Origin of the sequence: Rhodanobacter thiooxydans LCS2, assembly GCF_000264375.1 — a bacterium.
Lineage (GTDB): Bacteria > Pseudomonadota > Gammaproteobacteria > Xanthomonadales > Rhodanobacteraceae > Rhodanobacter > Rhodanobacter thiooxydans.
The window spans coordinates 185,137-211,915 of record NZ_AJXW01000003.1 but is presented as its reverse complement, the minus strand read 5'-3'; the positions used below and the strand labels follow the sequence as shown (position 1 = coordinate 211,915).

Below are 26,779 nucleotides of genomic sequence, written 5' to 3'. Positions count from 1 at the left end.
ACGCAAAACGCCCCTTGCGGGGCGCTTTGCGTATCTGGCGGAGAGAGAGGGATTCGAACCCTCGATAAGGCTTTTGACCCTATACTCCCTTAGCAGGGGAGCCCCTTCGGCCACTCGGGCATCTCTCCGGGGTTTTTCTTCGCATGGCTGCGGAGCCGGCAAGGATACCGACGGACGCGGTCGAGGTAAAGCCTCAGTTTCGCGGGATCAATGCTCGGTGGACTCACCGGGCACGCCGCCAGCGTCGTGTTCGCCCTTGATCCGCTGGTAGATCTCTTCGCGGTGAACCGCCACGGTTTTCGGTGCATTGATGCCGATGCGCACCTGGTTGCCTTTCACACCAAGAACGGTAACGGTCACCTCGTCGCCGATCATCAGGGTTTCACCGACCCTGCGGGTCAGAATCAACATGATTGCTACTCCATAGTGCTGTTGGTCACAGGCCTGCGGATCGACGGTGCCTCACCCCTGAGCGCCCGCCTTCCACAGTTCGACGATTGACCCGCCGAAGGCCCTACCGCCTTCCCGGCTCACAGCCAAAACACTCCTAAGCGTCCTGACTGGCGACACCACCGTTACCGACCGTGCCGACACCGATTCGATAGTAACTGAGCCGGAATCTCCTGCGCAATGCGCCGTCATCACCGCCAGCGCGCGTTCATCTGGTTGCATGCGACTACTGGGCAGCGACCCAATCCGGCAATGCGGCGAGGATGGCCGGCAAACTCGGGGCGTCGTTGCCGCCCCCCTGGGCCATGTCCGGTCGACCACCGCCCTTGCCGCCGATCTGCGTGGCGACGTGGGCCACCAGGTTGCCTGCCTTGACCCGCTCAAGTGCCTTGCCGTGAACGCCGGCAATCAGCGAAACGCGGCCCTCGGCCGCGCCGGCCAGCAGCACCACGCAGTCGCCGAGCTGCTGCTTGAGCTGGTCCACGCTGTCGCGCAGCGACTTTGCGTCGAGCCCTTCCAGCCGCGCAGCCACCACCTTGATGCCGCCAATGTCCTTCGCCGCCCCGGCCAGGTCGGCGGTGGCCGAACCGGCTGCCTTGCTGCGTAGCGAATCCAGCTCGCGCTCGAGTTTCTTCTGGCGCTCGAACAACTGGCGCAGCTTCTCCACCGCCTCATCGCCACTGCTGGAAAGCAACTGCGCAAACTCAGCCAGGCGACGCTCCTCGTCGGCCACCCAGGCCAGCGCGCCGGCGCCGCTGACCGCCTCGATGCGGCGCACGCCGGAAGCCACGCCGGCCTCGCTGACGATCTTGAACAGGCCGATGTCGCCGGTGCGCAACACGTGGGTGCCGCCGCACAGTTCGGTGGAGAACTCGCCCATCTTCAGCATGCGCACTTCGTCGCCGTACTTCTCGCCGAACAGCGCCATCGCACCGAAGGCGATGGCATCGTCGTAGGCCATGTGTCGCACTTCGGCCGCGGCATTGCGGCGAATTTCGGCATTCACCAGCGCCTCCACCCGGGCCAGCTCGTCATGGCTCACCGGCTTGTGGTGCGCGAAGTCGAAGCGCAACCGTTCCGGCGCCACCAGCGATCCCTTCTGCACGACATGGGTGCCCAGCACCTTGCGCAGCGCCGCGTGCAGCAGATGGGTGGCCGAATGGTTGAGCACGATCGACTGGCGCCGGGAGGCATCAACCTGGGCGTCCACTGTATCGCCCGTGCGCAGCGGCTGCCCGCCATGCCAGCGGCCCGCATGGCCGAAGAACACGCCGCCCATCTTCAGTGTGTCGCCGACCTCCAGGCAGCCGGCCGGATTGGACAGCGTGCCGGTATCGCCGACCTGCCCGCCCGACTCGGCGTAGAACGGCGTGCGGTCCAGGATCACCAGGCCTTCCTCGCCCTCACCCAGCTGATCGACCTGCCTGCCGCCGCGCACGATGCCGAGCACCTTGCTGGCCTGCGCCTGCAATGCCTCGTAGCCGAGGAACGCGGTGGGCTTCAGCTGGCTGGCCAGCTCGGCCGGCATCTGGCCCTTGGCCTCGAACTTGCCGGCGGCGCGGGCGCGCTCGCGCTGTTCGTTCATGGCCTGCTCGAAGCCGGCCATGTCCACTTCCAGTCCGTGCTCGCGCGCGATGTCGGCGGTGAGGTCCACCGGGAAGCCGTAGGTGTCGTAGAGACGGAACGCATCGGCGCCGGGGATGATCCTGCCCGACTTCGCCGCAACCTCGTCGAACAGGTGCATGCCGTGCTCCAGCGTCTCGCCGAAACGCTGCTCCTCGGTGCGCAACGCGTCCTCGACGAAGGCCTGCTTCACCGGCAGCTCGGGATAGGCGTGGCCCATTTCCTCGACCAGCGGCTGCACCATCTTCCAGAAGAAGTCACCGCGCACGCCGAGCATCCAGCCGTGCCGCAGCGCACGGCGGATGATCCGGCGCAGCACGTAGCCGCGGCCCTCGTTCGACGGCAGCACGCCGTCGACGATCAGGAAGGCGCAGGCGCGGATATGGTCGGCGATCACCCGCAGCGACTTGTTGGCGAGATCCTTCGTGCCGGTGAGCTCACCCGCCACGCGGATCAGGTGCGCGAACAGATCGATCTCGTAGTTGGAGTGCACGTGCTGCAGCACGGCGGCCAGGCGCTCCAGGCCCATGCCGGTATCCACGCATGGCGCGGGCAGCGGCGACAGCGTACCGTCCGGCGCGCGATCGAACTGCATGAACACCAAGTTCCAGATCTCGATGTAGCGGTCGCCGTCCTCGTCCGGCGAGCCGGGCGGCCCGCCGGCCACGCCGGGGCCGTGGTCATAGAAGATCTCGGTACATGGACCACAGGGACCGGTATCGGCCATCTGCCAGAAATTGTCGGATGCATAGGGCGCGCCCTTGTTGTCGCCGATGCGCACGATGCGCTCGGCCGGCACGCCGACCTGCCTGTTCCAGATGTCGAAGGCCTCGTCGTCGGTGTGGTAGACGGTGACCCACAGCTTGTCCGCCGGCAGCCTGAAGACTTCGGTCAGCAGCTCCCATGCCCAGGCGATCGCCTCGCGCTTGAAATAGTCGCCGAACGACCAGTTGCCCAGCATCTCGAAGAAGGTGTGGTGGCGCGCGGTGTAGCCCACGGCGTCCAGATCGTTGTGCTTGCCGCCGGCGCGCAGGCAGCGCTGCACATCGGCCGCGCGCACATAAGGAAGCTTCTCGCTGCCCAGGAACACGTTCTTGAACGGCACCATGCCCGAGTTGGTGAACAGCAGCGTCGGATCGCTGGCCGGCACCAGCGAGCTGGACGGCACGATGGTGTGGCCCTTGGAACGAAAGTAGTCGAGGAAGGCGGAACGGATGTCGGAGGTTTTCATGCGGATCAAGGTGGCAGGCGATAAAGGCCACGCCGCGGCCCGGCCGATCGGTCCTTCAACCCGCCATCCTCGGATGACGGATTTCAGGAAATATCGTCGGCTTCGTCCACTTCGGCGTGGGTAACATTCCGTACTGTGGCGGCGGCAAAGCCGCGGCGCAAGAGGAATTGCGCCCGGCGCGAGCGTTCGGCGGGGCCCGCCGAGCCCGCGCTGCCGTAGCGGCGGCGCAGCTGGGCAGCGGCCGAGGCATCCCAATCGACCTCCGCTTGGTCCAGCAATTCGCGGATGCATGCATCGGCCAGACCGTGGCTTTTCAGCTCCACGCGCAGGCGCAGCGGGCCGTAGCCCTGGGCGATCCGGTTGCGCAGCAACACCTCGGCGAAACGGTCGTCATCCTGATAGTGCTGCTCGCCGAGCCGGTCCAGCGCGGCGGTAGCCTCGTCGCCTTCGTAGCCGCCCTGGCGCAGCTTGGTCTTCAGTTCCTTGCGCGAATGCTCGCGGCGCGCCAGCAGGCCCAGCGCCTTGTCGTAGGCGCTGCGCTTCGGCTTGGCCGACGGATCTTCGCCGGAGTGGCCCTTGCCAAGCAGGCGTTTCATGGCCACGCAAACGGACATGGCCCGGGCAAGCCGGGCCATGTCATCCGCAGGAAACCGTCAACGGACACGGCTCACGCTTCCTCCAGCGCCTCTTCCGCGGCGGCGGCAGCCGGCTTGCCGACCGGCACCAGCAGGCGCTCGCGCAGCTGCTTGTCGATCTCGTTGGCGATCGCCGGGTTGTCGCGCAGGAACTGGCGCACGTTCTCCTTGCCCTGGCCGATGCGGTCGCCGTTGTAGCTGTACCAGGCGCCGGACTTGTCGATCAGGTTCTGCGCCACGCCCAGTTCGATGATCTCGCCCTCGCGCGAGGTGCCCTCGCCGTACAGGATCTCGAACTCGCACTGGCGGAACGGCGGCGCCACCTTGTTCTTGACCACCTTGACGCGGGTTTCCGAGCCGATGATCTCGTCACCCTTCTTCACCGCGCCGATGCGGCGGATGTCCAGGCGCACCGAGGCGTAGAACTTCAGCGCGTTGCCGCCGGTGGTGGTCTCGGGGCTGCCGAACATCACGCCGATCTTCATGCGGATCTGGTTGATGAAGATCACCAGACAGCCGGACTTCTTGATGTTGGCGGTGAGCTTGCGCAGCGCCTGGCTCATCAGGCGGGCGTGCAGGCCGACGTGGGAGTCGCCCATCTCGCCCTCGATTTCGGCCTTCGGGGTCAGCGCAGCGACCGAGTCGACCACCACCATGTCCACCGCGCCGGAGCGCACCAGCATGTCGGCGATTTCCAGCGCCTGTTCGCCGGTGTCCGGCTGCGACACCAGCAGGTCGTCGACCTTGACGCCCAGCTTCTCCGCGTAGCTCGGGTCGAGCGCGTGCTCGGCGTCGATGAACGCGGCGGTGCCGCCGGCACGCTGGCAGTTGGCGATCGCCTGCAGGGTCATGGTGGTCTTGCCGGAGGATTCGGGGCCGTAGATCTCGACCACGCGGCCGCGCGGCAGGCCGCCGACGCCGAGCGCGATGTCCAGCCCCAGCGAACCGGTGGAGACCGTCTCGACCGGTTCGTTGACGCGGTCGCCCATGCGCATCACGGCACCTTTGCCGAACTGCTTTTCGATCTGGCCGAGGGCGGAGGTGAGCGCCTTGCGCTTGTTGTCATCCATCGTCTTGTGTTCCGGTTGGACTGTGATTGGGGTGCATGATGCCCGGATCGGATCTCACGGGCTGCGATCAGGGGGTGCGATCACGGGAAATCGACGTACGGCCAGTATCCCACACTGGTCAAACAGGTCTGGCAGCGGATCACGCATCACTCCGTCAGCGTTTTGCGCAGGCCGATGAGCGCCGCCGCCACGGTCTGCCGGCGCACCGCCTCGCGGTCGCCCGGAAAATGGAACTGCCGTGCATGACCGTAGCCGCCGCGGCGTTTCCAGCTGATCCAGACGGTACCCACCGGCTTGTCCGATGTGCCGCCGGACGGTCCGGCGATACCAGTCACCGCCACCGCCACGCCGGCGCCGAAGCGCGCCAGTGCGCCGGACACCATCTCCAGCGCGGTTTCCTCGCTGACCGCCCCGCTGTGCTCCAGCGTGCGTGGATTGACCCCGAGCAACGCCTCCTTCGCCTCGTAGCTGTAGGTCACCACGCCGGCGTCGAACCAGGCCGAGCTGCCCGGCAGGTCGGTGAGCGTCTTGGCGATCCAGCCGCCGGTGCACGACTCGGCCGTCACCAGCATCAGCCGGCAGCGCTGTACTTCGGTGGCTACCTCGCCGGCCAGCGCCTGCAGCTCGGCATCGGTAGGAACGGACGAGGACTCCATGCAAGACTCCCGGACTTTGGACGAAACTTTGCGCCAGGCGCAGGGGCACCGTTCTACCCGTTTCGCGCGACCACGCCAAGACTTGCATTGCATGAGCCAAGACGTTCTCACCAGGCACACCCCGTTCATGCGCCAGAACATGCGTGTGGTTAGCGAACCCGAGAGGGGCGCGGGTTTCGAGACATCCGCCATCTCATGAAATCCCATTTGGACGTATCTTGGACCCCAAAAAAAGGGCTATCGGGGTGCAAACCCCCTTGCCCACTTGGACACCGGCGTTTTGTGTCATCACGTTTAACCGTCCAAACGACGGTGGCTGCATGCCCACTGGGCAGCGCCGAAGCCATGTCACGACGTGGATAACGCGTGCAGCCGCGACCAGGCCAGCTCCTTCAACGAGCCTGAGCGCTGGGAACGGCCCGACCGAAGGGCATTCCGGATGAAATCACCGCAACGGCCGCAATGAGAATGGAGCGAGGTGGAGGGAATCGACGACGCCCAAGGGATGCACACGGGATGGACCGCGCACGTGGCAGGACTGGTTCGTCACGTTCCCTGGGGTAGACATCGTCTTCATCGCCCGGCGCCGCAAGGCGGCCAATGACTGCCGGGCGCTAGAGCGACTAGCGCGCGATTACTTTTCCCAGATGACTTTTTGGTCCATCGCGAGCCATGCGCCGGCGTTGTCCAGATAGCGGTCCTCGATCGCCTGGCGCTTGATCTTCAGCGTCGGCGTAAGCAGGCCGTTCTCGGTGGTCCAGCTGTCCTTGACGACCACCGCGTAACCGAGCTGTTCGTGGTGTTCCACGTTCGCGTTGACTTGCTCCAGCAGCGCAGCGAGCTCGGCGCCCAGCGTATTGCGCAAACCGGGATCGGCATCCACGACCTGCTGCACTTCCGGCGCGAGGCGCAGCAGCGCGAACGGCTGCGGCTGCCCGGGGCCGGTAACGCAGGCGCTTTCCAGTTTTGGATGGTTGCCGAGCTCGTTCTCGATCAGTGCCGGCGCGACATATTTGCCGCGAGCTGTCTTGAACAGATCCTTGACCCGACCGGTAATGCGCAAGCGTCCATCCGCATCGATCTCACCGCGATCGCCCGTGCAGAAAAAGCCGTCGGGCAACATGACCTGTGCCGTCAGTTCCGGCCGCTTGTAGTAACCCATCATCTGGCCCGGACTTCTGACCAGCACTTCGCCGGTGGGCGCGATGCGCGCCTGCACGCCGCGCAGGCAGGTGCCGACGTAGCCGATCCGCCCATCTCCCGGGCGGCAGCTGTGTGAAACAGCGAGGTTCTCGCTCATGCCGTAACCCTCGAGCAGCGTCAGGCCGAGCCGGCGGTACCAGGCGATGATGTCGGCGGCCAGTGGTGCCGAGCCGGTGATGGCAACGCGCACCTGATCGAGGCCCAGACCACGGAGAATCTTTCGCTTGACCAGCCGCGAGACCAGCGGCAACGCAAACAACCGCCGCTGCTTCGACGGCGACAGTTTGGCATTGACGCCCTGCTGGAACTTGGTCCAGAGCCGCGGCACCGAAAAGAAGATCGTCGGTCGCGCGCGCCGGATGTCGTGCACGAAGCTGTCCATGTTGTTGCAGAAGTACATGTGCAGTCCGACGTACAGCGAGCTGGACTCCACAATGGCGCGCTCGGCGGCATGCGCCAGCGGCAGATACGACAGCAGCCGGTCCTCGCGGGTGATCACGATCATCTCGGTGAAAGCGGGCCCCGGCGCCATCATGCTGCGATAGTTGTGCATCACCCCTTTCGGTTGCCCGGTACTGCCTGAGGTGTAAATGATGGAGCACAGTTCCTCGGGCATTGCGTCATGCACTGGCTGCAGCGGTGCATGCCGGGCGACAAGGTCGTCCCACTGCGGGATGTCGGCGCGCGGAGTCATCGGCAGGCCGAGCAACGGCAGGTCCGGCGGAAGCATTTTCTCAATCTGTGGCCAGTTGTCGCTGCTGCCGTCGAGTTTGCCGACGAACAGCAGCCGCGCTTCGCTGTGGTCAAGGATGTAGCGCGCCGTCTCGGCACCGAGCGTGGGATACATCGGCACGCTGACGTGGCCGGCCATCATGATGGCGAGGTCGGCGATGATCCAGTGCGCGCTGTTCTTGCCCAGGATCGCGATGCTGCTGCCCGCTGGAAGCCGCAGCGAGCGCAGGTACGCCGCCATGCATCGCGCCTGCAGGCCGACCTCGGCCCAGCTGTAATCGACCACACTGCCATCGGGGGAAAGGCTGGGTCAGATAGATGGCATCCGGCCGTTCGCGTTCCCACACCTGGAATTGATGCAGCAACGTCGGTGCGTTGGCCTCAACCATCACGACTCCCCCTTCGCGCGGTGCAACGTTCACTGATGGGTCGAGTTGTGCACGATGCACATCGGCATGCGCACTATGCGGTCACTGCAATTTGCCGGCGTCGAAATAACGGCCCAGCTGTGCCGCCAAGGCCATGTCGCCTTGCAGCTTCAGCTTGCCGGTCATCATCGCCGCCATGCCGTCAAGCTTGCCGGTCAACAGGCTGACCAGGTCGTCGTCGGACATCTTCAACGAGAGGTCGGCGTTTTCGGCGCTCCCTTCCGTCACTTCGCACGCGCCGTTGCGGATCACCACGTAGGCCGGCTGGCTGATGTTGAACTGGATGGTGCGATCGACACCGGCGGTGCTCTGCAGATTGATCGCGAGGGGCAGCTTGTGCAGCAATTCGAGTGCGCTCATGGCATCGGTCTCTCTGATGGAATGGAAAGAAGCAGACGGGAATGGCACTGACTTACTGTGAGCGCATAGCCTCAATTTCCGTCATTCCTGCGAAAGCGGGAATCCAGTGACTTCAGGGCTGCCAGGGGTGCTGGATCCCCGCTTTCGCGGGGGTGACGAGCATAAGTCAGTGCCATTCGAATCAGACGGCGGCCCAGGCTTGCGCCCGGGAGCCGTCGGCAAACAAGGGATGGGCCTGGGCTTCGGCCATGGTCAGCACCGGCGTGACGCAGGCATCGGCGGTTTCGAAACGTTCCGCCCAGTACGCCAGCGGCTGCGTGATCACCAGCATGGCGACTTCCTCACGCAACGCATGGTTCTGCCTGGTGCCGGGCATCTGTCCACGTTGCCAATGTCGCTCGACCCAGTCGGGTCGCCCGAACACCGCGCATGCCGCTTTCCAGAATTTGAATTCGAGCGCCGCCACCGCCAGCTGGCGGCCGTCGGCGGTGGCGTAGAGGTTGTAGCAAGGCAATCCGCCGTTGAGCAGATCCTCCCCCGCGCCGGGCGCGCGACCCAGCATGGGGGCGAACAAGGACGAGGTGGCCCTGGGCAGTATCAGGTGCGCGTGAACGCCGTGGGTCATGCTGATATCGATGTGCCGACCATGACCGCGACGTTGCGCATCGAACACCGCCGCGAGTATCGCGATGCAGGCCATCGAGCTGCCACCGGCCATGTCGCCCCACTGCACGTTGGACAAGGCCAGCTCCCCGGTCGGTGCGTGCATCTGGTCGAGCGCGCCCGACATGGCCATGAAGTTCAGGTCGTGCCCGGCGCGCTGCGACCAGTTGCCGTGCTGGCCGTAGCCGGTGATCGACACCATCACCAGCTGCGGATTGATCGTCTTGAGCCGGCCGAAGTCCAGGCCCATCGACGACAGGATGCCCGGACGGAAGCTGTCGACCATGACCTCGGCCTGCGCCAGCCACTCGCGCAACTGGTCGAGATCGGTCGGTTGGCGGAAATCAAGGCGGCGGCTTTCCTTGTCGTGGTTCAGCGCCTCGAACAACGGCCCGAGTGGACGGGTCGGGTCGCCTTCCGGCGGCTCGACCTTGATGACCGTGGCGCCGAGATCAGCCAGCATCCGCGTGCAGAACGGCCCCGGCAGGTTGCGCGACAAATCGACCACGCGCAGCCCCGCGAGGAGACCGGACATTGGGTCGCGATCGGCGCTCACGCCGCGCCCTCGAAGCGCCCGCCAGCGGCGGCCTGCTTCACCACGATGTCGGCAGGTGCGAAGCGCGCGCCGTAGCGTTCGGTCAGTTCACGCGAACGCGCCACGAATCCTGCCGCGCCCATCGCGTTGATGAACTGCAGTGCGCCACCGTGGAACGGCGCGAAGCCCCAGCCGAAGATCGAGCCGATGTTGGCGTCGGCCACCGAGCGCACCACGTTCTCCTCGAAGCAGCGCGCGGCTTCGTTGGCCTGCACGAACATCAGGCGGTCGACGAGTTCCTGCTGCGTGGGCTGTTCGGCTGCGGTCGGATACAGCCTGGTCAGCTCTGGCCACAAATGCTTGTCCCGACCGTCGTAGTCGTACAGACCCTTGCCGGTTTTCTTGCCCAGGCGCTGGTGCGTGCCGCCGATCAGGCGCAGCACCGGCTCGCCCGGGTGCTCGGGCAACGGTTTGCCTTCGGCGGCCAGATCCTTGCGGGTCTGGTCGGCGACATGCAGCGACAGGCTCAGCGAGACTTCGTCCTGCAGCGCCAGCGGCGGCATCGGCATGCCGGCCTTGATGCCGGCCGCCTCGATCGAGCGCGGATGCACGCCTTCGCCGAGCATCGCCAGGCCTTCCATCACATAGGTGGCAAACACGCGCGAGGTGTAGAAGCCGCGGCTGTCGTTGACCACGATCGGGGTCTTCCCGATCTGCAGCACGTAGTCGAAACCGCGTGCCAGTGTTTCGTTCGAGGTCTGCTCGCCGACGATGATCTCGACCAGCGGCATCTTGTCCACCGGCGAGAAGAAATGCAGGCCGATGAAGTTTTTCGGGCGCACACTGGCCTTGGCCAGGCCGGTGATCGGCAGGGTGGAGGTATTGGATGCGAACACCGCATCGGCAGCGATTACCGCCTCGGCTTTCTGCGTGCAGGCCGCCTTGATGGCGCGATCCTCGAACACCGCCTCGATCACCAGATCGCAGCCTTGCAGGTCTTCGTAACGGGTGGTCGGCGTGATCTTTGCCAACAACGCATCGCGCTTGTCCGGCGTGCTGCGGCCGCGCGAAATGGCCTTGTCGAGCAGACCTTGCGAATACGCCTTGCCCTTCTCGGCGTTCTCGATCGTGGTGTCGAGCAGGATCACCTCGATGCCAGCCTTGGCCGAAACGTAGGCGATGCCGGCCCCCATCATGCCCGCACCGAGGATGCCGACTTTGCGCACCCTGGACGGCGCCACGCCGGCCGGGCGCGACTGGCCCTTCTTGATCGCGTTGAGCTGGTGCCACAGCGTGCCGATCATGTTCCTCGATTCCTGCGATACCACGCAGGCAGCAAAGTAGCGCGACTCCACCTGGCAGGCCGCATCGAAATCCAGCAGGCAACCTTCGAACAGGCACGACATGATGTGGCCGATCGCGGGGTAGTTGCCGTGCGCCTTGGCGTTGGCGATGGACGGTGCAATCGCCAGCAACTGCACCACGCCCGGGTGCTTGCTGTCCCCGCCCGGAATACGAAAGCCCTGCTTGTCCCACGGCTGCACGGGGCGCGGATTGGCCACGCACCACGCACGCGATTTCTGCAGCAGTTCCTCGCGGCTGGCGGCAAGGTCGTTGACCAGACCCAGGCCCCTGGCCTCGGCGGCGCGCAGTTCGGTGCCTTGGGTAAGCAGTTCAAAACTCTTCTGGATGCCGATCATGCGCGGCAACCGCTGGGTGCCGCCGCCGCCGGGCAGCAGGCCCAGCTTGACCTCGGGCAGGCCGAGCTTGAGCGCGGCCTCGTCCAGCGCGAAACGCGCATGGCAGGCCAGCGCCACTTCAAGGCCGCCGCCCAAGGCGGTGCCGTTGAGCGCAGCGACTACCGGCTTGCCGCACTTTTCGATCCGGCGCAGCAGCGCCTTCAAGTCTTCGCAGAGGCTGAAGGCTTCCTCGGCTGTGCTGATCGCGGTGAGCTGATCGATGTCGGCACCGACAATGAAAGTTGACTTGCCGGAAGTGAGCACGAGGCCCTTGATGGCCTCCTCTTTCTCCAGCCGCTCGACGATGGCGGCGAACGGCGCAACCAGATCGGGGTTGAGCACGTTCATCGCGCGGCCGGGCTGGTCGAAGGTGACCAGGCCGATGCCGGCAGCATCGATCTCGAGGGTGACAGGGTTGTTCGCGGTCATGGCGTGGGCTTCCTCAGACGCGTTCGATGATGGTGGCGATGCCCATGCCGGCACCGATGCACAAGCTGGCCAGCGCGATGCTCTGGTCGCGGCGTTCGAGTTCATCCAGCGCCGTGCCGAGAATCGCCGCGCCGGTCGCACCCAGCGGATGGCCCAACGCGATCGCGCCGCCATTGACATTGACCCGGTCCAGCGACACGCCCAGATCGCGCGCGGTTTTCATCGGCACGGTGGCGAACGCCTCGTTGATTTCCCACAGATCGATGTCGGCCGGCGTCATGCCGAGTTTGCCCAGCGCCTTGCGACAGGCCGCGGTCGGACCCGTCAGCATGATGGTGGGTTCTGAACCGACCACCGCGGCCATGCGCACACGGGCGCGCGGTTTCAGGCCGGCGCGAATGCCGGCTTCCTTGCTGCCCAGCAACAGCAGCGCCGCGCCGTCGACGATGCCCGACGAATTGCCGGCATGGTGAACATGGTGAATTTTCTCGACCGTGGTGTATTTCGCCATCGCGGTGGCGTCGAAACCCATCTGGCCCATCTGTTCGAACGAGGGATTGAGCTTGGCTAGCGATTCGACCGAACTGCCCGGACGGATCGTCTCGTCCCGGTCCAGCAGCAGCATGCCGTTGAGATCCTTCACCGCGACGATGGATTTGTCGAAACGCCCTTCGCCCTGCGCGAGCGCGGCGCGACGATGCGATTCGGCGGCGAAGGCATCCAGGTCCTGACGACTGAAACCTTCGAGCGTGGCGATCAGGTCGGCGCTGATGCCCTGCGGCACGAAGCCCAGCGCGCTGTTGACGCGCGGATCCATGAACCACGCGCCGCCGTCGCTGCCCATTGCCCAGCGGCTCATCGATTCGACGCCACCGGCGACCACCATGTCTTCCATGCCGGCGGCGATCTTGGCGGCGGCCATGTTGGTCGCCTCCAGGCCGGAGCCGCAGTAACGCGACAGCGTCACCCCGGCCACACTCTGTGCCCAGCCTGCGTCGAGCACGGCGGTGCGCGCGATATCCGCGCCCTGTTCACCGACTGGCGTGACGCAACCCAGCACCACGTCGTCGACCCGCGCGGTGTCGAGCTGGTTGCGCCGCTGCAGTTCCTGCAACAGCGTGCGCAGCAGCCACACCGGCGTGGCCTGATGCAGGCTGCCGTCTTTCTTGCCTTTGCCGCGCGGGGTGCGCACGGCGTCGTAGATATAGGCCTCGGTCATGGGAAATCCTTAGCTGGGAGTCGATGGGTGATACGGAAAGGCGCGCGCATCAAAGGAAACGCGATGCCAGTTCCTTCATGATTTCGTTGGTGCCGCCGTAGATGCGCTGCACCCGCGAGTCGGCCCACAGGCGCGCGATCGGGTATTCCTTCATGTAGCCGTAGCCGCCAAACAACTGCAGGCATTCGTCGACCAGCCTGCACTGGTTGTCGGTGACCCAGTACTTGGTCAGCGCCGCGCGATCGATGCCCAGCTCGCCCTTGAGATGGGCCACCATCGCCGCGTCAACCAGTGCGCGCGACGCCAGCAACAGCGCCTGGCATTCGGCCAGCTTGAAGCGGGTGTTCTGGAACGCGAAGATCGGCTTGCCGAACGCCGTGCGCTCCTTGGTATAGGCCACGGTGACCTGCATCGCGAGCTCCATCGCGGCGATGCCGCCGACGGACACGATCAGCCGTTCCTGCGGCAGCTCCTGCATCATCTGGAAGAAGCCCTGGCCTTCCTCGCCGCCCAGCAGGTTGTCCGCCGGCACCATCACGTCATCGAAGAACAGCTCGGAGGTGTCCTGCGACTCCATGCCGATCTTCTCGAGGTTGCGCCCACGTCGAAATCCCTGCGCATCGTCGGTTTCAACCACCAGCAGCGAAATACCCTGCGCGCCCTGCTCCTTGTCAGTCTTGCAGGCGACCACGACGAGGTTGGCCAGTTGGCCGTTGCTGATGAAGGTCTTGCTGCCGCTGAGGCGATAGTGATCACCTTCGCGAACCGCCAGCGTGCGCAGGCCCTGCAAATCCGAACCGGTGCCCGGCTCGGTCATGGCGATGGCGGCGATCAGCTCGCCGGTGGCCATCCGCGGCAGCCAGCGCTGCTTCTGTGCCTCGGTGCCGCAATGCAGGATGTATTGCGCGACGATGCCCGAATGCACCGAGCCGCCGAAGCCGCCAATCCCGGCCTCGCCCTGGGCGTACAGCAGCGCGGCCTCATGGCCGAAGTCGCCGCCCGCACCGCCGTACTGCTCCGGCACCGAGGCGCACAGGAAACCGTTCGCGCCCGCCTGCTCCCACGCCTCGCGATCCATCATGCCGGCTTCGCGCCAGGCCGCATCCTTCGGCACCCACTGTTCCTTGAAGAAGCGGACGGCGGACTCCTGCAGCATCCGGTGCTCGTCCGTCATCCAGACGGCGGGGAAGTTCTGTATGGCCAAGAGGTGTCTCCTCGATACGGGTCGGGCGGGATCGGCGCGCGGCTCTTCTGAAGATATTGGTAACTGTAATTACCAGTTCGACAACGATCACCAGCGTGGCTGGCTGAAGAAGTCAACAGCGCGCCAACGTGGTCGATCGTTGTGCTCTCATAGTGTGTAGCCGATCGATGGAAGGCAAGCGTTCGCGTCGAATAATGGCTATATCCATGTTATTTGGTAACATGCATTTCCATAGCGGAAATCCTGCTACCCCCACGAGACGCGCATGACGACCACTCCAGCCAGTCCGGATTCCGCCTCCACCATCATCGACCGCCGTGACATTCTCCGCGGCATGCGCGGCGACACGCTCAACCGTATCGAGAAGGCGGTGCTGGAGCTGTTTTCCACGCGCGACTTCCACGAGGTCAGCCTGCAGGAAGTGGCCCGCTCGGCCAACGTGTCGCTGCAGACCATCTACAAATACTTCGGCAGCAAGGAGGTGCTGGTCTACGCGATGCTCGACGTCATGCTGGTGCGCCTGGCCGATCGCATGATCGACCACCTGCAAGGCATCGACGACTCGCGCGAACGCCTGCGCAAGACCTGCTGGGTATTCATGGATTACATGGACAAGCACCCGGCGGTGATGATGTTGCTGGTCACCGCCATCCCGGCCTCCCGCCACCGCAACATCCGCATCTACGAAAGCCCGGAGTTGATGGGCGCGTTTCTCGGCGTGCTGAAGGATGGCCAGGTACGCGGCGTGCTCAACAACCGCGTCTCCAGCAAGGTGCTGCTGGACGTGTTCATGGGCATCCTCGGCCGGGTCGGGCTGATGCACATCGTGCGTGCCGACAAGCAACCCATTACCGATCAGTTCGACGAGCTGTTCCACATCCTGTGGCGGGCGATGTCGGCGGATTGAGGTCGATGCCGGGCGTCAACGTGGCGGCTACCCTGCCGTTGGATCAAACTCCGTGCTCGCATGTCGAGAAGCCTCAAAGCGGGCAACGGGCATCTTGCGCGTATTGCCAACGCAACTGACCAAGCGTTGCCAGCACAGTCGGCCAGTGCTGACACTCGACTTGACCGTCATCGGTTCGACGGATGCGTGGCTCACCCGAGAATCCCATTCGGATCTCCACTTGCGCCCAACATTTCCGTGGTTCAATGAGCAGCCCGTCTGGGGCTCCTGTTTTTCTTGAAGCAGAGCTTGGACACCAGACCATTTCTGGAGTCGAGACTTGGGCACCATTTGGACACCACGTTGTGTTCCTCAAAGCCATTGGCGAGCAAAAACGCCGAAGACAACCGGATCTGCGCGAAAAAACAGCGTAAGCAAAATATTGAAATGATTGAGAAAGTTGAAAACAAGGACCACGCCGCGTGGATCGCCTCCCATTCTCCCGGCATGCGCCAGTACCTGTCGGCCAAGGCGGAACACCCGGACGTGCTGCTGTTCTTCCGCATGGGCGATTTCTACGAGCTGTTCTACGACGACGCACGCAAGGCGGCGCGGCTGCTCGACATCACCCTGACCCAGCGCGGGCAGTCCGCCGGCGCACCGATTCCGATGGCCGGCGTGCCCTACCACGCGGTGGAGAACTACCTGGCGCGGCTGGTGCGCCTGGGCGAGTCGGTCGCGATCTGCGAGCAGATGGGCGACCCGGCGCTGGCCAAGGGCATCGTCGAGCGCAAGGTAGTACGCGTGGTCACGCCCGGCACGGTGACCGACGCCGCGCTGCTGGAGGAACGCCGCGACAACCTACTGCTGGCGATCGCCGCCGGCGCGCACGGCGTCTACGGGCTGGCCTGGGTGGACCTCACCTCCGGCCGCTTCCTGCTCAGCGAAGTGCCGAACGCCGAGGCGCTGGCCGCCGAATTGGCGCGGCTGCAACCGGCCGAAACCCTGGTGGGTGAGGACGTGGCCTGGCCGAAACTGGTCAGCGCCCTGCCCGGCCTGCGCAAGCGCCCGCCATGGCACTTCGACGGTGACGCCGCCACACGCGAACTGAACCGTTTCTTCGGCACCCGCGACCTCGGCGGCTTCGGCGTGGACAGGCTGCCGCTGGCGGTCGCCGCCGCCGGCTGCCTGCTCGGCTACGTGGAGGAAACCCAGAAGAGTGCGCTGCCGCATCTCACCGGCATGGCGGTGGAAAGCGCCAGCGAGACGATCGCGCTCGACGCAGCCACCCGCCGCAACCTGGAACTGGACACGCACCCCAGCGGCCGCACCGAACACACCCTGCTCGGCGTGCTCGACGAGACGGTGACGCCGATGGGCGCGCGGCTGTTGCGCCGCTGGCTGACTCGCCCGCTGCGTTCCCGCGATGTGCTGCGCCGACGCCACCAGGCAATCGGCATGCTGATCGACAATCGTCGGCACGAACCCTTGCGCGAACAGCTCCGCGGCATCGGCGACCTCGAGCGTATCCTCGCCCGCGTCGCGCTGCGCTCTGCACGGCCACGCGACCTGTCCACCCTGCGCGATGGTTTGCTGGCCGCGCCGAGCGTCGCCAGTGCCATCTTCCCTGATCGCGAAGATCAAGAAGCGGCCATCCACCGCCGCACTCTCCACCAAGAGCTCAGCCCGCTGCTGCACGCCCTGGTCGAACGCATCGGCGACCACGCGGAGACTGCCGCCCTGCTCGCCCGCGCCATCGTCGAGCAACCGCCGGTGCTGCCGCGCGACGGCGGCGTGATCGCCGACGGCTACGACGCGGAACTCGACGAACTGCGCCGCCTGTCTACCCACGCCGACCAGTACCTGGTCGAACTGGAGGAGCGCGAGAAGGCCGCCAGCGGCATCCCCACGCTCAAGGTCGGCTACAACCGCGTGCACGGCTACTACATCGAGATCACCCGGGCACAGTCGGACAAGGCGCCCACCCACTACACGCGCCGGCAGACCACCAAGAACGCCGAGCGCTACATCACCGAGGAACTGAAGGCGTTCGAGGACAAGGTACTGTCGGCGAAGGAACGCTCGCTGATGCGCGAGCGGGCGCTGTACGAAGCGTTGCTCGACACGCTCACCGAAAAACTCGAACCGCTGAAAACCGCCGCCGCGGCGATCGCCGAGCTGGATGTGCTTGCTACCCTGGCCGAGCGCGCCGAAGCGCTGGACTGGAGCGCGCCGGAACTTTCCGACGAGCCCGGCATCCGCATCGAGCGCGGCCGCCACCCGGTGGTGGAGAAGGTGCGCGACGAGCCGTTCGAGCCGAACGACCTGGCTCTCGACGCCCACCGCCGCATGCTGGTGATCACCGGCCCGAACATGGGCGGCAAGTCCACCTACATGCGCCAGAACGCGCTGATCGTGCTGCTCGCCCACATCGGCAGCTACGTGCCGGCAGCGAGCGCAGTGATCGGCCCGATCGACCGCATCTTCACCCGCATCGGCGCCGGCGATGACCTCTCGCGCGGCCAATCCACCTTCATGGTGGAGATGAGCGAGACGGCGAACATCCTGCACAACGCCAGCGCCGACAGCCTGGTGCTGATGGACGAGGTTGGCCGCGGCACCAGCACCTACGACGGCCTCGCGCTGGCGCGCGCCGCCGCCGTGCATCTGGCGCGCCACAGCCGCGCCTACACGCTGTTCGCCACCCACTACTTCGAGCTGACCGAACTGGCCGGCGAATTCGCGTCGATCGCCAACGTGCATCTGGACGCCGTGGAGTTCCACGACCAGAAACGGGGCGAGCAACTGGTGTTCATGCATGCAGTGAAGGAAGGCCCGGCCAACCGCAGCTTCGGCCTGCAGGTGGCCGCGCTGGCGGGCCTGCCGAAGTCGGTGATCGCCGATGCGAAGCGCACCCTGGCCGAACTCGAGCGCGGCATGCACCAGCACGCCAGCGCCCCCACGCCGGCCGGCGAACCTTCGGCGCAACTGGGCCTGTTCGCCCCGGCGCAGCCTTCCGCCGCCGAGCGCATGCTGGAAGATATCGACCCGGACGCACTGACCCCGCGGGAAGCGCTGGAACTGCTTTACCGCCTGAAACGACCGGGCTGACCAGGCCGGCGGGCGATGCCGCCGGCCGCCACCACCTTGCGCTCACGCCTCGTCGGCGATGCTGTCCCGCCGGGCGCGGCAGCGGCCACTCATCCATAGCCATGGACTATCGTCCGCATCGGAATATTCGAATTCCATTGATCGTCATGCCTGCGTAGATTGGCCGAACACCCAAGCCCCCACAGGAGCCGCCATGAGCCAGAACCGCAAAACGCTGACCACCGATGCCGGCGCCCCGGTGTCCGACAACCAGAACAGCCTCACCGCCGGCCCGCGCGGCCCGCTGCTGGTGCAGGACGTGGCGCTGTTCGAGAAGCACGCGCACTTCAACCGCGAGCGTATCCCCGAACGGGTGGTGCACGCCAAGGCCTCGGCCGCGTTCGGCACGCTCACCATCACCCGCGACATCACGAAATACACCCGCGCCAAGGTCTTCAAGCCCGGCACGCAGACGCCGATGCTGGCGCGCTTCTCCACCGTGGCCGGCGAGCGCGGCGCGGCCGACGCCGAGCGCGACGTGCGCGGCTTCGCGCTGAAGTTCTACACGGAGGAAGGCAACTGGGACCTGGTCGGCAACAACACGCCGGTGTTCTTCATCCGCGATCCGTACAAGTTCCCCGACTTCATCCACACGCAGAAGCGCGACCCGCGCACGAACATGCGCAACCCCACCGCGATGTGGGACTACTGGTCGCTGTCGCCCGAATCACTGCACCAGGTCACCACGCTGATGAGCGACCGCGGCATTCCCGCCACGCTGCGCCACATGCACGGTTTCGGCAGCCACACCTACAGCTTCTGGAACGAGGCCGGCGAGCGCCACTGGGTGAAGTTCCATTTCAAGACGCAGCAGGGCATCAGGAATCTCAGCAACGCGGAAGCCGCGAAGCTGATCGGCGACGATCGCGAATCGCACCAGCGCGACCTGTACGACTCCATCGAGCGCAGGGATTTCCCGAAGTGGACGCTGTACGTGCAGCTGATGCCCGAGGCCAATGCGGAGAAAACCCCGTACAACCCGTTCGACCTGACCAAGGTCTGGCCGCACAAGGACTACCCGCTGATCGAGGTCGGCGTGATGGAACTGAACCGCAATCCCGACAACTACTTCGCCCAGGTCGAGCAGTCCAGCTTCTCGCCCGCGAACGTGGTACCCGGCATCGGCTTCTCGCCGGACAAGGTGCTGCAGTTCCGCCTGTTCTCCTACGCCGACGCGGCGCGCTACCGGCTCGGCGCGAACCACGACCAGCTGCCGGTGAACCAGCCGCGTTGCCCGGTGCACAACTACGCGCGCGACGGGTCGATGCGCTACGGCGACAACGGCGGCGGCAGCGTGAACTACGAACCGAACTCGTTCGGCGGCCCGGTCGAGGACCCCTCGGTGAAGGAGCCGCCGCTGAAGATCTCCGGCGATGCCGACCGCTACGACCATCGCGCCGGCAACGACGACTACACCCAGCCCGGCGACCTGTTCCGCCTGATGAGTGACGATCAGAAGCAGCAGCTGTTCGACAACATCGCCGCGGCGATGCAGGGCGTGCCTGAGGAAATCATCCGCCGCCAGCTCGGCCACTTCGCCAAGGCCGACCCGGCTTACGCGGCGGGCGTGGCGAATGCGCTGGGCCTGGCGATTTGAGTCGGCGCGCTCAGCCGATGCCGGGCACCACCCGCAGCAGGGCCGTGCCGACCCGGCGCGGGGCGGCCTCCGCGTCGGGCATTGCGATATCGGGAATGTCGGCCAGTTCATCGGCCGACAGTTCCTCCGCCAGTGCCGGCAACGCCTCGGCAGCAGCCGGCGCCGTGGGCAGGCGGCCGTCCAGACGTCCGGACCGCACCAGCTGGCCGATGCGCAGGTAGACCTCGTCGCGGCCAAAGGGCTTTTGCATGAAATCGTCGGCACCGAAGCGTTGCAGGTAGAACTGCTCGGTCGCCTGCGGATTGCCGCTGATCATCACGATCGGGATGTCGCGGGTCAGCGGGTCGTGGCGCAGCGTGCGCAGCACCGCGAAGCCGTTCGTGCCGGGCATCACCACGTCGAGGAAGATCAGCGCCGGTCGCTCGCGGCGGGCCAGCTCGATGGCCTCCGCGCCACCGGTGGCCTTGAGCACGGCGTAGCCGTCCTGGTGCAGCATCTTGCCGAGCACCGCGCAGATCGTGGGCGAGTCGTCCACCACCAGCATGCGCGCACCCAGCGCGGCCTGCGGCTCGACACGGTGCCCATCGGCGGTCTGGTTGCCCAGCAGGCGCTTGAAGAAGCCGAGACCGTTCATCAGTGCATGTCCGTCCATGCGAGTCCTCCGCCCGTACCGGTTGGCGGCGCCAACCCTTTGGATTGACATGGATATTCCCGCAGATCCGGGCGGCGTTCTGCGATGCACTGCTCAGCGGGTATCTCGAAGCCGTCGCAGTTCGCGCCGCGCCTGCTTGTCCGGGCGCTTCGGCGGGCCGCTGGGACCGACCAGGCGCTGCTGCTCACGCGCCAGCTCGCGCGCCGCGCGACTGGCCGCTGTCTCGACATACAGCGCCTGCGCCACGGCGGCCGGAGCGCGTCGATCGGACAGCGCGACGACCTCGACTTCCAGCCGTTCCTCGCCACGGCCGATCTTCAGCCGGTCGCCCGCGCGCAAACTTTTCGCCGGCTTGCAGCCAGCGCCGTTGACGTCGATGCGGCCGCCGTCGATCGCCTGCTTGGCGAGGCTGCGCGTCTTGAAGAAGCGCGCGGCCCACAGCCACACGTCCGCGCGCAGGTCGGTCATCGGTGGGTCGGGCGGCTTGCTCATCGCGCGGATTATCGCGCGATCGGGGGCGGCTCAGGCCTGCCCGTCGGGCGGCAGCATGTCGCGCGGATCCGGCATCGCGATGTCCGGAATGGCGTCATGCTCGGCCGCGTTCGGCTCGGGCTCGGCCGGCAGCCTTTCCGCCTCCGCCCGCTGGCGCACCACCAGACGCCCGCTGCGGGTGAGGCTGTCGATGCGCGCGAACACCTCGCTGCGGCCGAACGGCTTTTTCATGAAATCGTCGGCGCCGAAACGCTGCACGTAGAACTGCTCGGTCGCCTGCAGGTTGCCGCTGATCATCACGATCGGAATATCGCGGGTCTCCAAATCATGGCGCAACGCGCGCAACACCGCGAAGCCGCTCATGCCCGGCATCACGATGTCGAGGAAGATCAGGTCGGGGCGTTCCGCGCGGGCAAGCTCCAGCGCGCTTTCGCCGTCCGCCGCCTTCAGCACCATGTGGCGGTTCTGCGCCAGCATCTTGCCGAGCACCGCGCGGATGGTCGGCGAGTCGTCCACCACCAGGATGCAGGCTTCCTTCGGCTCGCCGCTGCGCGGCGCCGCGCGGCGCTCGCCGTGATCGCCGAACATGCGCTTGATCAGATCGAAACCTGCCATGGCACGAGCTCCCCCAGCCCATGAGACTGCGCGCTAGTCTCGGGGCAGCGCGGGCCGGACGCAAGGGAGCACTACCCGCCCAGAAGCCAGTTGCCCAGCGGGACGGTCAGCAGCGACAGCACGATGCCGGCACCCAGCACGGTATTGGCCAGCGCCGGCTCCAGGCCGTACTCATCGGCCAGGATGGTGGCCGACACCATCGGTGCCATCGCCGCCTGCAGCACGCCGACGGTCAGCACCAGTCCGTCGACACCGGCGGCGGTGCCCACCGCCCAGCACAACAGCGGCGCCAGCAGCAATTTCCAGCCCAGCCCCCAGCTGGCCGCGCCGAGCTGGCGCTGGCCGGGATGAAAGCGGAACTGCAGGCCGACCGAGAACAAGGCCAGCGGCGTCAGCGTGGCACCGACCGGCGCGAACACGCCATCCAGCAGCTCGGGCCAGCCACCCCGCAGGCCGGCGACGATGCCGACCACCAGCGCGATGAACGCCGGAAAGGTGACGATGCGACGGACGATCGGGCGCAGTTGCAGGCTGCGCCCCGAATACACCGAAGCCACCACGATGCCGGCCGACGCCAGCACCGGAAACGCGCCGATCTGGTCGGCCACCACCGCCAGCGCCAGGCCCGCCTTGCCGTGCAGCGCCTCGATCATCGGGTAGCCCATGTACGCCGTATTGCCCAGCCCGCACACCAGGATCAGCGCGCCGGTGCGCTGCCGCGACCAGCCCAGGCGCGGGCCGAGCAGGCCGAACAGCAGCCACGCGCCGCCGAAGGTGAGCCACATGGCCGCCACCGGAAACCACAGCTGCGGGTCGAACTTCACCTTCGGGATCAGCTCCAGCACCAGCGCCGGCAGCGCCACGTTGAGCACCCACCAGTTGATGCCCGGCACGATCCCCGCCGGCGGCCGCGCGTAGCGCGCCACCAGGGCACCGAGGATCAGGCAGGCGAACAGCAGCAACATCGCGCTCATCAGGTGGAACACCGCGGCGAAAGCTGGCCATTATAGGGATCGCGCGTGCTGGGCCGAGGGCGGCCGGAGCGGTGGCCCGACGCTTTCGGGGATAATCCACGACCTGCCCGCCCGCGGAGACTTCGACCTCCCCATGAACGACCCGCTCCATCTCGCCCACGGGCTGGCCGGCGACCACACGCCGCCGGACTGGCCGCCGCTGACCGCCGGCGAGGTCGCGACGCTGCTGCGCGGCTATCCTGCGCTCGGCGCGCCGATTCGCATCGACTGGCACAGCCCGCGCCCGCTGTCGGCGGCGTGCCTGGCCCAGACGCCGCACGCCACCGTGTTCGTCAAGCGCCACCACCGCCGCGTGCGTTCGGTCGCCACACTCGCCGGGGAACACCGCTTCATCGCCCACCTGCGCGACCGCGGCATGCCGATACCGGCCGTGCTGCGCAATGAGCATGGACAGACCGTGGCGGCGCTCGGCGAGTGGGTCTACGAAGTGCACGAACGCGCCGCCGGCGTCGACCTGTACCGCGAGGCGATCTCGTGGGAACCGCTGCCGAACCTCGACCACGCCCGCCGCGCCGGCCATATGCTGGCCGCACTGCACGACGCCGCCGCCGACTACCGCGCGCCGCAGCGCGATACCCACATCCTGGTCGCGCGCAGCGAGTTGATCGCCGCGCCCGACCCGGCCGCCGCGCTGCGTGCGCAACTGCCGCACCGGCCCGGCCTGGCCGACTACCTGCGCGATCGCGACTGGCCGCACGAGCTCACCGAACTGCTCGGCCCGTGGCATGCCGCCGCGCAGCCACGGCTGGCGCAGCAACCGCGGCTGTGGACGCATGGCGACTGGCACGTCTCCAACCTGTGCTGGAGCGACGGCGGCAGCGACGCACGGATCAGCGCCGTGCTCGACTTCGGCCTCGCCGCCGCCAACGTCGCCCTGTTCGATCTGGCCACCGCCATCGAACGCAACGCGATCGCCTGGCTCGCGCTCGACGCCGACGCCGCCCATCCCGACATCGCCCGTGCGCTGATCGAGGGCTACCGCCGGCAACGCCCGCTGGACGCGGCCGACCTGCACCTGCTGGCCGACCTGCTGCCGCTGGTGCATGTGGATTTCGCGCTGTCCGAGGTCGAATATTTCCACGCCATCACGCACTCGCGCGCGAACGCCGACGTGGCTTACGACACCTTCCTGCGCGGCCACGCGGCGTGGTTCCGCACGCCGGCCGGGCAGGCCTTGCTGCAGGCCATCCGCGCCGCCGGCTGACCACGCCGCGCCGATTCGTGGTTCAATAGACGTTCTTGAAGCGGGGGTGCCCGGCAAAAGCCGGGCTGAGAGAGTCCCTTGGAACCTGACCCGGTTAGTACCGGCGTAGGGAGCTTGCAGATCCGGCACGTCCTCGCGACAGCCGGGTCGCCGTCGCTTCGTCCGTACTCCACCGACGACGACGATGACCATGCCTCTTTCCCGCACTCCCCTGCTGCTCGCCCTGCTCGCGGCCGTCGCGCCCGCCCACGCCGACGACAGCACCGACAAACCGCAAACGACGCAGCTGGCGCCGGTGCATGTGGAAGCCGACCGCGCCAAGGGCTACCACGCCGACAGCTCGCAGATCGACACCTTCGGCAGCTTCGGCAGCGCCCCGCTGCACGACACGCCGGCTGCGATCAGCGTGATCACCCGCGACCAGATCGACGACCGCCAGCCGCGCACGCTGAGCGAGCTGGCCCGCTCCGACGCGGCGCTCGGCGACAACTACGCGCCGGTCGGCTACTACCAGGACATCGCCATCCGCGGCTTCACGCTGGACCTGGCCACCGGCTACCGGCTGAACGACATGACCATCACCGGCGAGCAACTGACGCCGCTGGAGGACAAGCAGCGGGTGGAAATCCTCAAGGGCCTGGGCGGGCTCGAAGCGGGCGTGGTCGCGCCGGGCGGCCTGGTCAACTACGTCAGCAAGCGCCCCGCCGAGGTGCGCAGCGCCAACGTCGGCACCGATTCGCACGGCTCGCGCTACGTCGCGGTGGATGTCGGCGGCTGGCTGTCACCCAGCTTCGGCGTGCGGGTGAACGCCGCGCACGAGGGCATGCATTCCTGGGTCGAACACGCCGACGGCCGGCGCAACTTCCTCTCGCTGGCGGCGGACTGGAAGATCAGCGCGGACACCACCCTGCAACTGGACACCGACTACCAGACCAGCAGCCAGCGCTCGGTCTCCGGCTACCAGCTGCTGGGCGGCACGACGCTGCCGCCGCACCCGAGCCGTACCCGCATGCTCGGCTTCGAGCCGTGGCAGCAGCCGGTGGGCATCGCGGCCAGCAACACCACCGCGCGCCTCGATCACCGCTTCGGCGACGCGTGGAGCATGCAGCTCTCGGCCGGCCACAGCCGCAGCCGGATCAACGACAACGTCGCCTTCGCCTACGGCTGCTTCTATTCACCGGCCTGCGCCAGCAGCGCCACGCCGGGCTATTTCTTCGCGCCGAACGGCGACTACGACGTCTACGATTTCCGCAGCCCCGGCGACACCCGCGTCAACGACGAGGTGCGCGCCGTGCTCAAGGGCAGCTTCGACACCGGCGCCATCGGCCACGAAATCAGCCTTGGCGCCAGCGCGTTCCGCCGCACCCTGGACCAGCGGCCGTACGTCTACGACTATGTGGGCACGGCCAACATCGACAACGCCAACCCGCCCTACTTCGCCCCCTCGCCGAACCAGCCGGGGCCGTCCGCGCGCACGCTGACCAGCTGGCAGCACTCGCTGTTCGCGCTGGACCGCGTGCACCTGGGCGAGCACTGGCAACTGCTCGGCGGCGGCCGCTTCGTGCGCCTGCACGAGCGCGACTACGACGGCAGCGGGCTGCTTCAGCGCGACACCCGGCTGAGCAAGTTCCTGCCGCAGACGGCGCTGATGTGGCAGCCCATCGCGCCACTGACCACCTACCTCAGCTTCAGCAAGGGCCTGTCGCTCGGCGCGCAGGCGCCGTACTGGACCTCCAACGGCGGCACCGCGCTGGCGCCGGTGCTGTCGCGCCAGCTCGAGGCCGGCGTGAAGTACGACTGGAGCGACGCGCTCAGCCTCAATGCCGCGCTGTACCGCACCCGTCAGGCCTACCAGTTCGCGCAACCGGACAGCACGCCCGAAGGCTTCACCTTCGTGCAGCGCGGCAGCGAGGTGCACAGCGGGCTGGAACTCGGCGCTGCGGGCCGCATCAGCGACGACCTGCGCCTTACCGCCAGCATCAACCTGATCCGCGCCCGCGCACAGGACACCGGCACGCCCGCCTACGAAGGCCACCAGGTCATCAACGTGCCGCGCCTGCGTTCGGCCGTCTATCTGGATTACCGCCTGCCGTTCGCCCCGCAGCTGAGCCTGCTCGGCGGCTGGCGCTACGCCGGCAGCAATCCCGCCACGCCCGATGGCACGGTCAAGGTGCCGGCCTACCACGTGTTCGACGCCGGCCTGCGCTACGAGAGCCGGTGGCACGACCATGCGCTGACCTGGCGGCTGAACGTCGACAACGTGTTCGACCGCTTCTACTGGCGCGACACCGGCAGCACCGGCGGCGACCGCTACCTGTTCCCGGGTGCGCCGCGGCTGGCCCGGCTTTCGTTGACCGTGGGGCTCTGAGCGATCGCCATGAGCTGGGTCGAACTCGCCGCCGCGCTGGTCAGTGCCTGGGCCGTCTGGCTCACCACCCGCCGCCGCCCGTGGTGCTGGCCGGTGGGACTGGTCTCGGTGCTGGTCTACGCGTGGGTATTCGTCCACGCGAAGCTGTACTCCGATGCGCTGCTGCAGCTGGCCTTCGCGGTGCTGATCGGCTACGGCTGGTGGCGCTGGCTGCAGCACCTGGGCGGCGACGGCCGCGTGGAAGTGGCTGCCCTGCCGCGGCGGCAGGCCATCGCGCACCTGGCGTTCGGCAGCCTCGGTGCGCTGGCGCTGGGCGCGTTCATGCACTACCGCACCGATGCCGCGCTGCCCTGGCTGGACGCGGCGCTGACCGCCTTCAGCCTGGTCGCGCAGTGGTGGCAGGCGAAGCGGCACGTGGCTTCGTGGTGGCTGTGGATCACGGTGGACGTGATCTACGTGGGCGAGTACGTCTACAAGCACCTGCTGATCACCTCGGTGCTGTACGCCGGCTTCGTGCTGCTGGCGGTGCTCGGCCTGCGCGCATGGCAGCGCGTGGCGAAGACCGCGGCACCGCACCAGCTGGGCGCATCTCATTGAAGCGTCG

General features: G+C 66.8%; 21 protein-coding genes, 1 tRNA gene and 1 riboswitch. Of the genes, 6 read left to right on the top strand and 16 right to left on the bottom strand.

Translation table 11 applies throughout. The features are described from left to right. Positions 1-35: 35 nt before the first annotated feature. The 12 genes from UUA_RS01380 to UUA_RS01320 all read right to left on the bottom strand — a co-directional run bounded on the left by UUA_RS01380 (position 36) and on the right by UUA_RS01320 (position 14,177). Positions 36-128: transfer RNA gene (locus UUA_RS01380), tRNA-Ser, on the bottom strand. Positions 129-207: 79 nt separating this feature from the next. Beyond that, on the bottom strand, positions 208-411 hold the full coding sequence (gene csrA, locus UUA_RS01375) for a carbon storage regulator CsrA (RefSeq protein ID WP_008433600.1): 204 nt from the start codon (positions 409-411) through the stop codon (positions 208-210). Positions 412-676: 265 nt separating this feature from the next. Beyond that, entirely contained in the window at positions 677-3,304 is a 2,628-nt protein-coding gene (alaS, locus tag UUA_RS01370; RefSeq protein WP_008433598.1) for an alanine--tRNA ligase, read from the bottom strand. A gap of 83 nt (positions 3,305-3,387) precedes the next feature. Further along, positions 3,388-3,900, bottom strand: a complete 513-nt coding sequence (locus UUA_RS01365; protein ID WP_235605935.1) for a regulatory protein RecX — start codon at positions 3,898-3,900, stop codon at positions 3,388-3,390. Positions 3,901-3,971: 71 nt separating this feature from the next. After that, positions 3,972-5,009: a recombinase RecA gene (gene recA / locus UUA_RS01360; protein ID WP_008433595.1), complete on the bottom strand. Its 1,038-nt coding sequence runs from the start codon at positions 5,007-5,009 to the stop codon at positions 3,972-3,974. Positions 5,010-5,155: 146 nt separating this feature from the next. Then, positions 5,156-5,665, bottom strand: a complete 510-nt coding sequence (locus tag UUA_RS01355) for a CinA family protein (protein WP_008433593.1) — start codon at positions 5,663-5,665, stop codon at positions 5,156-5,158. A 634-nt stretch (positions 5,666-6,299) separates the two neighbouring features. Next, positions 6,300-7,886: an AMP-binding protein gene (locus UUA_RS01345; protein ID WP_008433590.1), complete on the bottom strand. Its 1,587-nt coding sequence runs from the start codon at positions 7,884-7,886 to the stop codon at positions 6,300-6,302. Between the two features lie 184 nt (positions 7,887-8,070). Next, positions 8,071-8,388, bottom strand: coding sequence for an SCP2 sterol-binding domain-containing protein (locus UUA_RS01340; protein ID WP_008433589.1), 318 nt, complete (start codon positions 8,386-8,388; stop codon positions 8,071-8,073). A gap of 181 nt (positions 8,389-8,569) precedes the next feature. After that, positions 8,570-9,586, bottom strand: coding sequence for a CaiB/BaiF CoA transferase family protein (locus tag UUA_RS01335; protein ID WP_008433588.1), 1,017 nt, complete (start codon positions 9,584-9,586; stop codon positions 8,570-8,572). Between the two features lie 17 nt (positions 9,587-9,603). After that, on the bottom strand, positions 9,604-11,754 hold the full coding sequence (locus UUA_RS01330) for a 3-hydroxyacyl-CoA dehydrogenase NAD-binding domain-containing protein (protein ID WP_008433586.1): 2,151 nt from the start codon (positions 11,752-11,754) through the stop codon (positions 9,604-9,606). Between the two features lie 13 nt (positions 11,755-11,767). Beyond that, on the bottom strand, positions 11,768-12,973 hold the full coding sequence (locus UUA_RS01325; RefSeq protein WP_008433584.1) for an acetyl-CoA C-acetyltransferase: 1,206 nt from the start codon (positions 12,971-12,973) through the stop codon (positions 11,768-11,770). Between the two features lie 49 nt (positions 12,974-13,022). After that, positions 13,023-14,177 (bottom strand): acyl-CoA dehydrogenase family protein, encoded by a 1,155-nt coding sequence (locus tag UUA_RS01320; RefSeq protein ID WP_008433582.1) that lies wholly within the window; start codon positions 14,175-14,177, stop codon positions 13,023-13,025. 265 nt (positions 14,178-14,442) lie between these two features. Here UUA_RS01320 and UUA_RS01315 point away from each other — a divergent pair, with 265 nt between their 5' ends. The 3 genes from UUA_RS01315 (at position 14,443) to UUA_RS01305 (ending at position 19,810) form a co-directional block, all read left to right on the top strand. Beyond that, entirely contained in the window at positions 14,443-15,084 is a 642-nt protein-coding gene (locus tag UUA_RS01315) for a TetR/AcrR family transcriptional regulator (RefSeq protein ID WP_008433580.1), read from the top strand. 426 nt (positions 15,085-15,510) lie between these two features. After that, a complete protein-coding gene (gene mutS, locus UUA_RS01310; protein WP_008433578.1) occupies positions 15,511-18,174 on the top strand; it encodes a DNA mismatch repair protein MutS in 2,664 nt (887 codons plus the stop codon). Positions 18,175-18,367: 193 nt separating this feature from the next. Beyond that, complete coding sequence (locus UUA_RS01305; RefSeq protein WP_008433577.1) at positions 18,368-19,810, top strand: catalase; 1,443 nt, start codon at positions 18,368-18,370, stop codon at positions 19,808-19,810. A 10-nt stretch (positions 19,811-19,820) separates the two neighbouring features. Here UUA_RS01305 and UUA_RS01300 read toward each other — a convergent pair whose 3' ends face one another. The 4 genes from UUA_RS01300 to UUA_RS01285 all read right to left on the bottom strand — a co-directional run bounded on the left by UUA_RS01300 (position 19,821) and on the right by UUA_RS01285 (position 22,534). Beyond that, positions 19,821-20,462 (bottom strand): response regulator, encoded by a 642-nt coding sequence (locus tag UUA_RS01300; protein WP_008433575.1) that lies wholly within the window; start codon positions 20,460-20,462, stop codon positions 19,821-19,823. 93 nt (positions 20,463-20,555) lie between these two features. Next, positions 20,556-20,954 (bottom strand): RNA-binding S4 domain-containing protein, encoded by a 399-nt coding sequence (locus tag UUA_RS01295; protein WP_039953357.1) that lies wholly within the window; start codon positions 20,952-20,954, stop codon positions 20,556-20,558. A 30-nt stretch (positions 20,955-20,984) separates the two neighbouring features. Beyond that, positions 20,985-21,569, bottom strand: a complete 585-nt coding sequence (locus UUA_RS01290; protein WP_008433572.1) for a response regulator — start codon at positions 21,567-21,569, stop codon at positions 20,985-20,987. A 71-nt stretch (positions 21,570-21,640) separates the two neighbouring features. Next, entirely contained in the window at positions 21,641-22,534 is an 894-nt protein-coding gene (locus UUA_RS01285) for an AEC family transporter (protein WP_008433571.1), read from the bottom strand. A gap of 142 nt (positions 22,535-22,676) precedes the next feature. On the opposite strand from UUA_RS01285, the gene UUA_RS01280 reads away from it, so the two are divergent. The 3 genes from UUA_RS01280 to pnuC all read left to right on the top strand — a co-directional run bounded on the left by UUA_RS01280 (position 22,677) and on the right by pnuC (position 26,772). Next, on the top strand, positions 22,677-23,807 hold the full coding sequence (locus tag UUA_RS01280; protein WP_008433570.1) for a phosphotransferase enzyme family protein: 1,131 nt from the start codon (positions 22,677-22,679) through the stop codon (positions 23,805-23,807). 32 nt (positions 23,808-23,839) lie between these two features. Then, positions 23,840-23,936, top strand: a riboswitch (TPP riboswitch). A gap of 55 nt (positions 23,937-23,991) precedes the next feature. Beyond that, positions 23,992-26,175 (top strand): TonB-dependent siderophore receptor, encoded by a 2,184-nt coding sequence (locus tag UUA_RS01275; RefSeq protein ID WP_008433569.1) that lies wholly within the window; start codon positions 23,992-23,994, stop codon positions 26,173-26,175. Positions 26,176-26,184: 9 nt separating this feature from the next. Next, positions 26,185-26,772, top strand: a complete 588-nt coding sequence (gene pnuC, locus UUA_RS01270; RefSeq protein ID WP_008433567.1) for a nicotinamide riboside transporter PnuC — start codon at positions 26,185-26,187, stop codon at positions 26,770-26,772. Positions 26,773-26,779 lie beyond the last annotated feature (7 nt).